Below are 13,301 nucleotides of genomic sequence, written 5' to 3' on the forward strand. Positions count from 1 at the left end.
TGCACCGGCTCTTCCGAGCCGAATGAGATCTGCACCAGAACAGGCATCAGGCTGCCTCCACAGGATTTGTTGAGTTGAACGTAACGGCGACGGGTTCGCCTGCGTAGTTGATGAGCGCGCCATTAACCGCCAAATAATTGGTTTCTGAGCGGTTGCTGATCAGCACTTTGTGAGCATGGATCATGCGCCACAGCACGCGCTCCAGGCGTGTGATAGATACACTGCTGGCGTTGATGGTATGGACGTTAACCTGCACAACAAACGCCCAGTCTGTGCCATAAAAATACCCGCCGAAATTGCCGCCGAAGGTCGTTTCGGAATACTCGGTAATCGTGATCTCAAATCCCAAAGTAGCGGCCATCGCCGCGAGAAACTCACGACTCTGACTGCCATACTGTTGGTACTTTTGTATTACGGCGTCGCGGCGGTCTGCGAGCGTTGTGGCGGCGATTGTACTGTCGTCTGGCAGGCCGTATTCCACTTCCCACTCGTCAATCAGCTCTGAGACTTGAGACGGCAGTGACTCAGCGGCTATCGCATCTGAGCGGGCGTCGATACGTGCGAACTCGTCCGCGATACCACCCATGAGCTGGCCTAACGTGCTGTCTAATTCACGAGACCATGCAGCCCCATAGGGTAGCAGTGCGAGCAGCTGTTGCTGGTAATCGGATACGTCAGACATCGTGATCAATCAGAACGAATGAGAAACCAACCCCACCGTCGTTATTACCAATATCTGCGATATGGACATCGACAGAATTTGACGATCGGGTGTACTCGATGGCCATGGTGTTGTTTGGTGCATTGATTGGGCTGACCACAACCGCATAATTGCTGTGGCCGAGGTTGTGCGTCAGAACGAAATCGCCGTTCGAGCTTTCCGTTGCGCTCCACGTCGCATCACCAGCCGAACTGGGCACGACATTAAACCCGCCGCCGTCCGCGACCTCCCCGGAATACCAGCCCAACGTCGCCAAAAAATCTTTCCCGGTGGCAGGGTTGTCCAGCTTTGTGTCTAGCTCGCTTTGCAGTCCGCTGACATCGGCGATTGCATGACCATGGCCATTATCGCTTTTTAGATCCAGCGCATTCTGCGTCGCTTGTGCCAGGGTATCAATTGAGTCATCGACATAGACAGTGTTGTTTGTGCCAATCGCACTGGCAATGACGTTGTTGATAGCGGTAATCAGCTGGGTCACAGACTGATCTGACGGCGTCAGGCCACCGGCTGTAATCACACCAATTAGCTCGTCAAACACCATGTTTTGATAATTTGCTGAGTTCTTTGATGGCGGCACAACTGGTGATGCAGTGACGTCACCATCGGTAAACTTGCCATTTTCCAGTCGGGCTTCTGTATCGGACGTCGGGTAATCCATAAAGCTCTATTTAAACCCTGTTAATTCGGCCATGTAACCGTGCCCAGGACGATCAGCTCGTCGCTGTTGCACGTAACATCAGCAGTCAGGTTGATGGTGTGATCGGTCTCGCCAGTCGCGAGCGAGATAGCCTCACGAATCCGGCTCAGTTTAATTGCGCCACCGGGTTCGGCATCACGTCGGATCATGTCATCCAGTTCAGCCTCAACGGCCGCACGCACAGCGGTGGTGTCTGGCACCAGTTCCGTTACTGTAATATCCAGCGGCGCACCGGTAATTGAACCCAGATTAAAACCGCGCATACCCGCTGGCCGCTGGGTGTCGATGTAGTCAGTTACAGCGTCGACGTGGGCCTGGGTTGGAATTGGGCTATCCAGATCGTCGGTGGTAAACCGCACAACAACGGTGCCAGGGCCAAGTTCGTTGCTGTAACACCAGGCGCGGGTGACGTCGCTGTGAGCGGCTTTGGCCCAAGCGATATAGTCGGTGGCGTTGCCACCCTGGGGTGGATTCTGACGGCGCTCTGCCAGCCGCTCACTCAGTCGAGTGATGGTCTCTATGTCGGAGCCACCGGATAACTCAACAACCGTCGCCACAGTGTCCAGACCGGCTACGGTTTCGGTCAGGCTCAGTTCTGCATCAGCGTCCTGGTTGCCGTCTGCTCCGGTCTCAACCGCACGGATCTGCGCAGTCAGTGTGCCGCCAGATACGGTGGCGTCAGCCGTGACGCGATAGACCAGTTCGTCTTTGGTCAGCAGTGACTCAGCAGGCAACACAGTGCCGTTGTTGCCGGGGATCGTGACGGTGCCGGATGCACGGCTGGCAGCAATGCGATAAATGCCCACTTCAGCGGCACGCTTCACCAGGTTGGTATCGGTGCAGGTGTCATCAAAAAGCTGCGCTTCGAGATGGTCAATTTTGCGGTGCAAGCCGTGCGCGGTACCGGCCATAGCCTGGCTGACTGGGTAGTAAATATCACCGCGCTTTGATGCTGCTTTGCCTGTCCATCGCTCGATGTCGGCCGTGATCCGACTGCGGATAGTGCCCAGGACCTCTTTGATGTACGCCATCAGCTTTGCCCCTGTTCGAGTGTCATATTCAGTGTTTCGCCATCCAGCAATGTGATGTCGATTTGATAGGCGAGTCGATCCGGTGGCTGACGCTCCACGGTCACCGCCAGCGATGACACATGACTGTCTTCAACCAGCCAGTCCAGAGCCGTTTGCGCTTCGTCTTGAACCTGGTTGGCAACGTCGTTGGTCAGTTTTGAACGGCGGTGCAGCCAGAGCTTGCTGCCCAGGCTGTCATCGTCATCCAGCTCAATATCACCCCAGTAGCCGCGACGTTCGGTAATCTCCGGCTCTTCGTCTTCGGTGGCGCGTCCGTCAGTAAACAGGCTCATGATCACGGCGGAACGCAGCCAGGTTTCCAGTGTGTCGTCAGCTTCGATCAGCTCGGCTTGCTGGGTGTCAGCGTTCCAAGACAGGGCCAATACCGTCATTGGGCACCTCCGGTAACAGATGGATTACCATCGTCTGTGTAGCTGTGCGCATGGCTGGCGAATGCAACACCACCCACAGTGGCTGATGCAGCGCTCATGGCTCCCGCGAATGCAGCCGATGGCGCAGATACAGCACCGCCAGCGGTCACGGTGGCGGATACGCTCAGGGTGGTTTGCAGGGTTGCAGCGGCAGCCACATTGAGCGTATTGCTCAGAGTTGTTGCGCCGGTCACTTGCAGCGTGCCGGTGATCTCAGTGGCGGGGGCGTCGATCACAGCTTTGGTCGCGGTTTTGAGTGTCGCGGTGCCGTCCTTGCCCATCTTTAAATAGTCACCAGCTTGGTTGTAAATCGCGGCTTCGCCTTCTTCTATTACGAGCCGGTACCGGCGATCCCCAACCAGTAAACCAACCGAGTGCGAGCCATTGCCACCGAACGCGAGCACGATGGCCTCAGCGCCCTGGGGCGGGTGGCTGGTAAAGCCGAACGGCTCCAGATGCTCGACATCAGACAGCGCCTGACCACCCGGCACCTGCACTTGCAACAGTCGGATCTTGCCTTGGTACTTGGTCAGCAACACTTGCGAGCGCTGCAGCAGCACACGCAGACGGCGGCTCAGTGGCGCGGTGAATGCCTGCAGAGTGCGGATCAGTTGATCTCGTGTCATCCATCATCTCCAGACAGAATATAGCCTCGACCAGCAGCGGCAGGATCTGCTGCTAACAGGTCGAATGCCTCCGGCGGCATCACAGTGATCTCCGTCGTGCGGCCTGAGCGACTATCCATCATTAACCGAGTCTCTGTGATCAGCCGCTGGCTGCTATCCAGTTGGTTGCGGGCGTCGGTAATGGGGACTCGTTCATTCGGAGTCCAGATCGGGCCACCATCAGACTGTCGCCAGCCTTGAACGGTGTAGATAATCTGGCGGCTACGACCGTAGCCGATGCGACGGCGGTGTTGCGCTTGAGCTTCACAGGCGGCAACATCGGCCGGGGAATCAGAAAACAGCACCATTGGCCGATATCGAACAGCATCACCGGTCTCGGTCGCGCCCGATTGAGAGGTTGCACTAGTGTCGCTGGAAATATACGCGGGCTGCTGACCAGTCACACTGATCGTGCTGAACAAACTGCGATGCGATCGGCTTCCTTTAGCGGCCAAAATATTTTTACCCAACTCCAATGCAACGGCTGCTTGTGTCGTGCCAGCGCGTGTGATCACCAAGTTTCCACCGGCATCTGACATCAGCATCACGCCTCGCACGCGCGCCAACTCTTCGAGAAATTCCCAGATCGGTTGACCGGCATCCAGTGCCAGATCCGTACTGGCAAACGCCTTGTTGGCCGGTGCGGTAGCGGTATTGTCAACCACCACCCCAATGCCGAAATCTGCGCACAATTTGCGGGTAATACTGGCCAGTGTTTGGCCCGGCTTGACTTGCTGGCCAGCGGTTGAGCAGTCCACCAGATCACCCAATTTGCTGCGCCCACGTACCTTTACGCTGTGGGTTTTTGCGTCGTAAACCACATCAATGTCGTCGATATAGCCTGTAGTGATAAGGTCATCATCGACATAAACCTCAACAGCCATGCCGTCTTCAACAGCAAAGATACCGGCTTCGGCGTCCAGATCCGGCGCGGCTTCAACCTCGAACTGATGCGGCCCCTGTTCGATGCCACGGCTGACCGCAACGCGCTTCCAGCCGCGATATAGCTGGCCATCGATAGTCAGAATCAGCTCACTCACAGCAGCACCTCCAGATCCGTCCCGGCTGGTACAAACAGTGGGTTTTCAATACCGTTTCGCTCTGTCAGTTCATCGGCACGGGTGGCGTCCCCATACTGCTGATGCGCAACAACCAGCGCCGGTAACGACACATCAATTGCCAGTGTTTGAGCATCCAGCAAACCGGGTTCGATTGCAGTGATATGGCGTTGCAGGGCGGTTGCCAACGCCGACGTTGTGTCGTACTGGTCCGCCGTCAGTGTTTCGGACTCCAGCTGCTCATCCAGCTGATCCAGCAGTGCATCACGGATCTCACGCGCCTGTTGCAGAGAGTCGAACTCCGATGCGCTGGAATCCGCAATACGCACGACCAGAGCCACGGTCGCGATGGCTGAAAACTGTGTGCTGATGGCCTCTTGGTTGTCGGCCATGCGAGCGCGAGTCTCCGTGGCCGTACCTGTTGCCGCTGTACGTGAGATCGGGTCAGTAATGCCGAAAGCGGTTAGCAAATTGCTGTAAGCATTAAAGGCGTTTGAAATGCTATTAAAGCCGCCAATAACAGACGTAACGACTGCCCCGACGTTGCTGATCAGAGTCAGCGGCTGCAATACCAAGTCGGTCACCTCAGACGTCAGACCTTCGATACCGATGGCAATGTCTTCGATTTGATTGAGTTCAGCCGCGATGGAACCGTTGATCGCATTGAGCGAATCAAATGCGGATTCCAAAAACGAGGTGCTGGACTCCACCACAAACGCAGGCTGCCCAGCACAATCAAACGTGTTTGAAAATGCAGTTTCCGTTTGTGCCTGGGCCGCTGTTGCAGCCGCTACCAGCGCCGATCCTGTGGATACCGTGGCCGGCGCCTGGCGTTTGCCAGCGGTGACATAGCGAATCGTAAACTGACAGAACCCACCACGCCGACTGCTGATTGTCCACTCATAGTCCTGTACCTGGATGAGTTGCGAGCCGCGATAGGGATGCGTCAGCTTGCCAGGGCCTTGCTGATCCAGCGCAGTGATCAGCTGATCTCGCGCCAGATCGTAATCCGCACCAATCAGATAAACCGTCAGGCGTTCAGAGCCAGCGGATTTGCCCAGGTCTTCAGAGTAGTGTTGCTCTTGCAGTGGGAACTCATGCACCGCCACATTGCGGCCGCCGTTGCCTTGAGCGGAGTCGGTCAGAAATTCAACGCCCCTGAATGAGCCGGACTGTAGCCGATCACGCCAGCTCATGCCCAGACCCTCATGGGTTCACCATCATCATGCCACTGACATCCACATATAATCCTGTCGATTCCAGCTCTTTGACCAGTGTCCGGTCTTCTGCAATTTCGATTTTCAGGCGTGCGGATTTTTCTTCAGAGGATGTGTTTTGGCTGGCCCGGTAACGCTGACTGATTTCTGCTTCCAATGCTCGTTCTGCTTCGTCTGAACCCAGCCCGGCCATAATGAACGCACCGCTGCGGCCAATAGCATTGCCAATTTCTCTTCCAACCTCCGTGCCATCAATCAAAAAATCATTGATCAACGTGCCAACTCCATAACCCGCAGCACCCGCTGCGGCACCCCAGCCCAACATGCTGAGCATACCGGTGGCCGGAGTGCCTGCGGGCAAACCGGGTGGTGTCCCCATGGCAGGATGTGGCAACCCCGGTGCACCAGACCGGCCAACGCGCGGCCCGGATCGTGGAGCACCCGCACCGCCGGGCAAGCCACCTCGACCGCCGACACTGCCAATAGGGCTGATGCCATTGGGCATATTCACCACATAAACCGGTGTAACACCAACAGTGGCCTCCAGCGCTGCACCAACGGCCACGCCACCCGCCAGATTACCCGCATTGCCCAGTAAATTTTTAACCGCCGGGCCGCCGTATTTATAGGCCGCAACACCACCTGCTAATAATGCAACACCACCACCCAGAATATCATCACCATCCAGCGCCAAACCGCCGTCTTTTTTATCATCCAGCAGGAATTTGGTTATCTCCACAAATCCGGTATTAATAGCCGACATAAAACCGTCGACACTTTCGCGCAAAACCCCGCTCAGTCGCTGGCCCTGGATAACCGCATTATTCATAGCGTCATCCAGGTCGCGGGCAATCGTGCCGTTAGCTGCTAATATTCTGCTGGTTTTCTCTCTCGCTTCATCTATTTTTCCAGATTGCAATAACGCCTGAATACCGCGCTGGGTATCCAGATCGGCATAACCAAAAGCGGCGGCTACCAGAGCATCACGCTGCCGATCCGTTTTTTGTAACTGATATTCTTTTGATATATCGTCAATAACGTCAAATGAATCTCGACGAGCACCCGCTGCATCGTAAAACTGGATGCCCAAATTATCTTCGACTGCCTGCTGATATTTTGCGTTTGTAAATATCCGTAACGTCGAATCAACGAGCGTGGCCAGTCGTTCGGGTTGCCGTTCGATGAGTGACAATTGCTCAATAAATCCCAGCGACTGATCAAAGTCCATTCCTGCGCGTTTTGCATTGCCGCCCACACGGGCAAAGATACTGGCCAGATTTTCCAACTCGGCATTACCCGTTCGGCCCGCCAGGGTCATCTTGTCCAGCACACTGGTAGCCACTTCAACATCGGCGAGATCAAAATCAAACACTTCGGAGCTGACAGATAGAGCACCCGCCAAAACGGCAGGGGCGGCACCGGTGACGGTACTCGCAGGCGCAATGGCCTCGGTGGCTCCTCGTGCCTCATTCCACCCCAATCCGCTGGCGAGCAACGACCCAGAGGACGCCTGACTGTCAGCGACGACAATGCCGGTGTTTTTTTGCAGCTCAAACAGCTCACTGCGCAGGCCACGGATCTGATCCGATGATGCCCCGGCACTCAGCCCAATCTCTGTCAGCGACTTATCCAGCCGCGCAGACTCACGCGCCGCAGACAACAACGCGAAACCACCCGCCAGCCCGATCAGCTCGCTACGCAGCTGACCAAACCCTTGCCCCGTCAGCGACTGGAAATCGCGACGTAGGCCACGGATCTGGCTACTACTGCGAGTAGTAAACTGATCTACCTGCCGCGCAGACGAGCGCAGGCCCGCAGTAAACTGCGAGTTGCGTAGGCTCAGTACAATGCTAGTCGTCAGGTCGGCCACGGGTCAGTAACTCCACATAGTAGGCAAATTCTGCGGGCGGGAGAGCGCGGATTTCTGTCCGGCTCCAATGGAACTTGAGGGCAATTAGCGCGACAGCGTCTCGGTGTTTTCGCTGTCGCTCGGTTCGTTTGGGTCATCAGTCACCGAATTGAGTGTTGCCTGTGCCGCCCGCAAGATTTGCCAGTCTCGCGGACTGAGCGCGCGAATTTGCGCCAGACTGAACGGCCCAGGGCATTCGCCCACCCGCACCAGCTGACGAGCCATTAATGCGCCGTTAAACGTCAGTTGATGCTCAACTCCTTCGGCCTCAATCTCGGCATCGAACAGCTCGCCCGTGGTCATAATTGGCCGCATTTCAAAGTCGAATTGTGGGTTCTGCTTGAACAGCAGACCGTCTTTTAATGTACCTGTCTGGTTTGCCATCATGGCTCCTTAAATAGATTCAGCAGGCGAGCCTTGTAGCTCGACTGAGATTTCACCGTTTTGCAGCTCGCTGGGCTGCACAGTAAAGGCACCGGTCATGATCCATGCCTGGCCGTTGTCGTCTTGCACGTTGACGTTGATGCCCGCAAGATCTCGCACGCCCTCCAGATACCCTGGCAAGTTTGGCAACTTGAACGAAACCTTGCTGGGCAGGGTTTCTTCGTCGTAATGCACCGCGCCAGTGTCCGTTGTGACAGGATTGCGCTTGGTGCCACCGGGCTGAAATGACCCGCTGTTGTTGATGCTGTCTACCCGCCCCAGATCCGGCAGATCAATGATGACTTTTTTCGCTACCTTGGCCATATCGGCTCCTTACCTGATCGATTACTTAACGATAAATTGGGTTTTACCAGCGAACACGCGGGCCTGGTTGACCAGGTTCGGAGTGTCGCGCCAGTTGACGCGGTTCGGGTCCTCGCTGTCGCGCTCAACGATCAACTGCTCAGCGTAGGTGTCGTAATCCTCAACCCAGCCAGCGGTTTCCATGTCCTTATAAAGAGCCAGCAGTTCGCCTTTAATAATCTTTGGTGTGACGATGGCTTGGCCTGCGCCGTAGCTGGTGCCGTCGTCGGCCAGTTTGTGGCGCGGGTATTTCTGCGCAATCATCGCCCGTTGCTCGTAGCGGAATCGCTCCAGAGTTTCCGGGGTGCAGATGTCCAGGTAACTGGCATCGGCCAGCCCCGCAGAGTTGAACTGGTAGGTCGTGATCTGACGCTCGATCTGCACTGTTCCATCCCGCGCCACGGTAAATGTGCTGATGCCGTCGTACAGCAGCAAGTTGCGTTCTTGTCGAGTCAGCAGCTCTTCACGGCGTGGGGCTTTAACACCCGGCAATTCCAGCGTTTGCAGCGGGCGGGCCGGATCGTTGCTGAGTGACTTGGCAGCCACGGCCATATTGATCGCAGCGGCTATATAAGTGGGCGTCGGGCTGGTGCCAGTGCCCAGCACGGACAGATGCGGATTGTTGCGACTGCTGCCCCATGTGCCCATAGTCGCCAGCGTACCCGCCAGAGCACCAAACGCTCGGCAGCCAATCTGACGCATAGGCCCAAAGCGGCTATCCAGTTCGGTTTCAAGTGCTTGAATATTGGCGGTGTCGTTGTACGGATTACACAACCAGTTAAACCATTCATCACCCATCGCATCGAGCGCCGGGCCGATGTCCGGGTTGCCGCTGCCGCCTGACAGGCTGGTGTAGGTAATGGCCAGACCATCCGGCTCGCGCTCCTCATAATATGAAGAACGAACATCCAGACCATTCATGTACTCGCCCTTGTGGCGGGCCGTGAGCGTGACCGTGCTGGTGCTGACGCTGGCAGTAACAGGCAGATCGGCATTACTGTTGATCGCAGCAGAAATACTGGATGCAATCGTGTCGGTGTCGTCACCGTCGGCAATACCCACCGCCACCCGCACACCACCTATATAGATGTATAACGTGCCCGCTTCTGTCGCAGCGGTTGTCACAGCAATCGATCCCGTTGCTGCGTTACCTGCTGCCAGATCATCCAGTGCGATGGCCCAGAGTTCCGTCTCAGTATTGGCATCCAGTACAGCGGCGATCATATTGGCGATCATACCGCCCTGGCCAAACAGGGTTTTTCCCCGGCTCGGATCAGTCACACGAATGGGCACACCTTCTGGCTGAATACCGGTACTCAGGCGCTGACCGATCACGACCATTTTATGCAATACGTTGGCACTACCGGCAAGCTCGTTGTTGAACTCAATATGCGCGCCGGGCGTGCGCAGGCTGGATGGGATATCGTCAAATGAGATGCTCATTTACTGGCTCCTGTTTTGGATTTGGATTTAACCAGCACCAGATCACCGTCTTTAATGCGACGGCGGTAGTACGAGTTATCTTGTACTTGCTGGCCCCCCGTAGCGATAACGGCACCGGTTTCGGTGCGCACCTGTTTACCAGGTGCGGGTTTTACGTTGAGTCGGCTCATGAGGTTGCTCCTGGCAATGTTTGTTTTGTGGTAATTGCTGCGCCATCGGTCGTAGTAGAGTCACCAGCGGCGCTTAAAAAGTCGTTCAGACTGTCCCAGTCCAGCCCGCTATCGAGCTGGAATTCCTGTGTCCAGGTCACCGCCCACATGGATACGCCCTGAGCACTGGTACTGGTGCTGAACAGGTTTTGACTCGTCACGCGCTCTGGCTCGGAGCGGGTTTCGTCCAGCCCCCATGCCTGCGCCGCTAAAATCACGTTAACGGCTTGCACCAGGTTCAGCGCCTGGCTGTTACGATCAGATCGGGGCGCGTCTTTGGTGACGATAAAGGCACCCCAGCGCAGCGGCGCGAACGTGCTGCCTTCGTTGATGGGCTGACCAACCCCAAGACAGGCGATATACACAGCCGGGCAACGACCCGCGACCCGCTTCAGTTCGTTGGCGTCGAAGCGGCCTTCATGGGCTTCGCAGGTTTTTAATGCGGGCAACGCGGAGTTAACGGCACTCACGATTGCGGCTTGAATATCGGCCAGTGTTGTCATCGAGACAGCTCCTGTATCTGGTCACGTAAAAAGTCTTCGATCAAACCATCGATGTCGTGCTCATTTTCAACACTCAGGCCAAGATACGCCCGCGCCGAAATAGCGGCCGGGCCGGGTGCCATATCCGGGGTGCCTCCCAACTGATGAATCGCGGCGTAAATCAGGTTGCTACCAACGGCTACTTCGTCGCCATCAACGATGTACTGGATGGAGTCATCCAGGTGGCCTTCGCCCATCAGCAGGCTATTACCACCGTGCCGGGTGGCGCGGTAGTTGTCGCTCCACGCTTGCCAGGGCGTACCATCCGGCGCAGTTTTCTCGTTACGAATGCGGTTTTTTGCTTGGCCCTCAACCAGACCGCCAACGCCTTCGAGCAGATCGGCATGATCCCGATCGTTGAGTTTTGCCAGACCAATCAAGCGGGCGCTCAGGCGCTGTAGCTCAACAGTGGAAAACTCCAGATCCAGGCTCACAACAATCGCCCTCGCCTGAACTTACGCTGTGGGCCAGCGATAAACACCGCGCCGTTACTGCTGACCGGGGGTTGTTCAAGGCCCAGTGCAGCCGCCCCGGTAGCCAAACGTTTGAGCAAACTGACGGCATCGTCATAGCGTTGGCGGCGTTCGTCAGTCGCCATATCGGCATCGGCTGCCAGTCGATACACCGCGATATCGACGCACAACCGGGTCAGTACGGCGGGCACCTGCGGCAGCGGCAGCTGATACTTGGCGGCTAAATAGGTGTCGATCTCTGCTGTGGCATCCTGCAATGCCTGCTCAACCACATCCGTATCCGGGCTGTCGTCCTGGTCCCGGTCCGTCAACAGCAGCAGCTGATCTTGCGAGTAGCGGGCGCTGATGTCGGACTGTGTGGCGTAGACCGTCATAGCGGTTTACTCACCGGCCCCGGACTGGATCGCGGCTTTTGCGTCGTCATCCAGCTCGGTGACTTCATGCACGATCAGCATGGGTTCGGCTTTCAGAGCCTTGATCTGGTCTTCTGCCAGGTCTGTCAGTGGCACCAGCGTCGGTGTTTGGGTAAAGCTCAGACCAGCACGGCGGAATGACTTAACGGTCTTGATGGTGCTGATCATCAGCGCCTGAACATCAGTGGCTTTGACCGGTGTTTTGGCGGGTGTTTTAGCTGTGGCAGTGGCCATAGGATTCTCCAGTTAGATAGATGCTTGAGGATCACCCGGCGGATGCCGGGCAGTCAGTCAGATCAGTTGCCTTTCGCAGCCAACTGCCAGAAACCGTAGCCCGCTGCACCGCGTGCTTCACACCCGAACAGGAACTCGCCCAGGCTAAATACGTGGTCGCTGGTGATATCCGTCAGAGACATCATCACCGGCTTTTCACGCTGCTGGAAAATGAACGGCTTAACCGGCTTGGTGGTGTCCAACAGGTACCAGTCGGTATCGGAGCTGATACGTGCATCAACCACCACTTCAGCCGTGCCCTTGTAGGGGTTGGGCTTGCCATCTTCCAGGCGGTCATTCGTCATGAGTGAGCGTGCATCGTCTTCCAGGCCAGGGCCAACCAGCAACACATTAGGAGTAATGTTTAGTGGTCGGCCTTCTTCGTCCTTGTACAGCTTCATGGCTGTTCGGACAGCGCCATAACTCGCCTTTGCAGCCGCCAGCGTGCTGATATCCAGCGGCAAGGTGAACTTGTTAGAGACCGATGCCGCGCCCACTTCGTGATCAGTGTCAAAAAAATACTGGCCGTCGTGGCAGATCTGGCTGGTGCCTTGATTCACCGCGTCGATCACCAGCTCATCCGGCCACTGCTTGGCGGAATAGCCAGCGCCCTGGGCCTGGGGGCCGATAAACCCGATGTTGTCATCAGCAATCTGATGCTTATGCACACCGATCGTGGCCTCGTACGGATCGTTGACCAGCGTGTACTTGTGCGCGGCCAGCGATTTGATGTGCTTGGCACCGATCCAGCGGCGCATCTTCGGGAAATTGCTCAACCACGCGTAGTCGTTCTGACTGGTGGTGGATGGCATCAGCATGGCAATTTTGGGCCATACCGTTGGGGTTGCATCAAACGCCTTGTTAAACGTCGTTTTGATGTTGGTAAAAATGGTGCCGAGAGTTTGCTTGTTAACCAGCATGTGAATGCTCCTTTAAATCGGGTTAAACGCGTTGATGCAGGCCGATTACTCGACCCACACGCCGTCGGATTCAATCGCGACGACAATACCCGCCGCCGATCGGGTGGTGGTGCCATTGGTTTTGGCCACAGTTTCGTCATCGACGATGTAACATGCCTGCCCCAAGCTGGCCTGGGTGACAGCATCTGTGGCGGAGTTCTTCCACTTGAATGCCTTGCCGCGCCGAATCACGACAGAGACATCACCCGCGCTGCCGCTGCTGTTGTCGACGTACTCTTCAAATCGGCCGAGATAAGTCAGCGTGGTCGCCGTTTCACCGGGGGTGGCGTAACCGGTAGCCGTGGCGGCGGCCAGACCACCGGCAAAACATTCAACCCCTGCGGCAACCGGTACAGAGATGATTTCGGCGTCTTGCATGGGGGTGTTGCGATCTTTAGTCAGTGCCATGACGGTTTCCTCAGTAGCAAATGGGGT

The 13,301-nt window shown here is 56.5% G+C and carries 18 protein-coding genes; all 18 read right to left on the bottom strand.

Annotation, left to right across the window (positions count from 1 at the left end):
* Positions 1–46: 46 nt before the first annotated feature.
* The 18 genes from Q8W24_RS11590 to Q8W24_RS11675 all read right to left on the bottom strand — a co-directional run bounded on the left by Q8W24_RS11590 (position 47) and on the right by Q8W24_RS11675 (position 13,274).
* Complete coding sequence (locus tag Q8W24_RS11590) at positions 47–682, bottom strand: putative phage tail protein (protein ID WP_305475370.1); 636 nt, start codon at positions 680–682, stop codon at positions 47–49.
* The gene (locus Q8W24_RS11595) at positions 675–1,379 is read right to left on the bottom strand and encodes a hypothetical protein (RefSeq protein ID WP_305475371.1); all 705 of its coding nucleotides are present in this window, start codon (positions 1,377–1,379) and stop codon (positions 675–677) included. Before Q8W24_RS11595 ends, Q8W24_RS11590 begins: the two co-directional genes overlap by 8 nt.
* Before the next feature lie 20 nt (positions 1,380–1,399).
* The gene (locus Q8W24_RS11600; protein ID WP_305475372.1) at positions 1,400–2,449 is read right to left on the bottom strand and encodes a baseplate J/gp47 family protein; all 1,050 of its coding nucleotides are present in this window, start codon (positions 2,447–2,449) and stop codon (positions 1,400–1,402) included.
* Positions 2,449–2,880 (bottom strand): phage GP46 family protein, encoded by a 432-nt coding sequence (locus Q8W24_RS11605; protein WP_305475374.1) that lies wholly within the window; start codon positions 2,878–2,880, stop codon positions 2,449–2,451. The genes Q8W24_RS11600 and Q8W24_RS11605 overlap by 1 nt, the downstream gene beginning before the upstream one ends.
* Positions 2,877–3,545, bottom strand: a complete 669-nt coding sequence (locus Q8W24_RS11610; protein ID WP_305475376.1) for a phage baseplate assembly protein — start codon at positions 3,543–3,545, stop codon at positions 2,877–2,879. Before Q8W24_RS11610 ends, Q8W24_RS11605 begins: the two co-directional genes overlap by 4 nt.
* Positions 3,542–4,624 (bottom strand): phage baseplate assembly protein, encoded by a 1,083-nt coding sequence (locus tag Q8W24_RS11615; RefSeq protein ID WP_305475378.1) that lies wholly within the window; start codon positions 4,622–4,624, stop codon positions 3,542–3,544. Before Q8W24_RS11615 ends, Q8W24_RS11610 begins: the two co-directional genes overlap by 4 nt.
* Positions 4,621–5,838: a DNA circularization protein gene (locus tag Q8W24_RS11620; protein ID WP_305475380.1), complete on the bottom strand. Its 1,218-nt coding sequence runs from the start codon at positions 5,836–5,838 to the stop codon at positions 4,621–4,623. Before Q8W24_RS11620 ends, Q8W24_RS11615 begins: the two co-directional genes overlap by 4 nt.
* Before the next feature lie 10 nt (positions 5,839–5,848).
* Positions 5,849–7,729, bottom strand: coding sequence for a phage tail tape measure protein (locus tag Q8W24_RS11625; RefSeq protein ID WP_305475381.1), 1,881 nt, complete (start codon positions 7,727–7,729; stop codon positions 5,849–5,851).
* 84 nt (positions 7,730–7,813) lie between these two features.
* Complete coding sequence (locus tag Q8W24_RS11630; RefSeq protein ID WP_305475383.1) at positions 7,814–8,152, bottom strand: hypothetical protein; 339 nt, start codon at positions 8,150–8,152, stop codon at positions 7,814–7,816.
* 9 nt (positions 8,153–8,161) lie between these two features.
* Positions 8,162–8,515 carry a phage tail tube protein gene (locus Q8W24_RS11635; RefSeq protein ID WP_305451533.1) on the bottom strand — a complete coding sequence of 118 codons (354 nt, stop codon included), beginning with the start codon at positions 8,513–8,515 and terminating at the stop codon, positions 8,162–8,164.
* A gap of 21 nt (positions 8,516–8,536) precedes the next feature.
* The gene (locus Q8W24_RS11640) at positions 8,537–9,997 is read right to left on the bottom strand and encodes a phage tail sheath subtilisin-like domain-containing protein (RefSeq protein ID WP_305475386.1); all 1,461 of its coding nucleotides are present in this window, start codon (positions 9,995–9,997) and stop codon (positions 8,537–8,539) included.
* Positions 9,994–10,167, bottom strand: coding sequence for a DUF2635 domain-containing protein (locus Q8W24_RS11645; protein WP_305451535.1), 174 nt, complete (start codon positions 10,165–10,167; stop codon positions 9,994–9,996). The genes Q8W24_RS11640 and Q8W24_RS11645 overlap by 4 nt, the downstream gene beginning before the upstream one ends.
* A complete protein-coding gene (locus tag Q8W24_RS11650) occupies positions 10,164–10,709 on the bottom strand; it encodes a phage protein Gp37 (RefSeq protein ID WP_305475387.1) in 546 nt (181 codons plus the stop codon). Before Q8W24_RS11650 ends, Q8W24_RS11645 begins: the two co-directional genes overlap by 4 nt.
* Entirely contained in the window at positions 10,706–11,182 is a 477-nt protein-coding gene (locus Q8W24_RS11655) for a phage virion morphogenesis protein (protein WP_305475388.1), read from the bottom strand. The genes Q8W24_RS11650 and Q8W24_RS11655 overlap by 4 nt, the downstream gene beginning before the upstream one ends.
* Entirely contained in the window at positions 11,179–11,595 is a 417-nt protein-coding gene (locus Q8W24_RS11660; RefSeq protein ID WP_305475391.1) for a gp436 family protein, read from the bottom strand. Before Q8W24_RS11660 ends, Q8W24_RS11655 begins: the two co-directional genes overlap by 4 nt.
* A 6-nt stretch (positions 11,596–11,601) precedes the next feature.
* Positions 11,602–11,868: an HI1506-related protein gene (locus Q8W24_RS11665; protein ID WP_305475392.1), complete on the bottom strand. Its 267-nt coding sequence runs from the start codon at positions 11,866–11,868 to the stop codon at positions 11,602–11,604.
* 62 nt (positions 11,869–11,930) lie between these two features.
* Positions 11,931–12,827, bottom strand: a complete 897-nt coding sequence (locus Q8W24_RS11670) for a Mu-like prophage major head subunit gpT family protein (protein ID WP_305475394.1) — start codon at positions 12,825–12,827, stop codon at positions 11,931–11,933.
* A gap of 45 nt (positions 12,828–12,872) precedes the next feature.
* Positions 12,873–13,274, bottom strand: coding sequence for a hypothetical protein (locus tag Q8W24_RS11675; RefSeq protein WP_305475396.1), 402 nt, complete (start codon positions 13,272–13,274; stop codon positions 12,873–12,875).
* Positions 13,275–13,301: the final 27 nt, after the last annotated feature.

The sequence above is a fragment of the Oceanobacter sp. 4_MG-2023 genome, from assembly GCF_030689165.1.
GTDB lineage: Bacteria > Pseudomonadota > Gammaproteobacteria > Pseudomonadales > Oceanobacteraceae > Oceanobacter.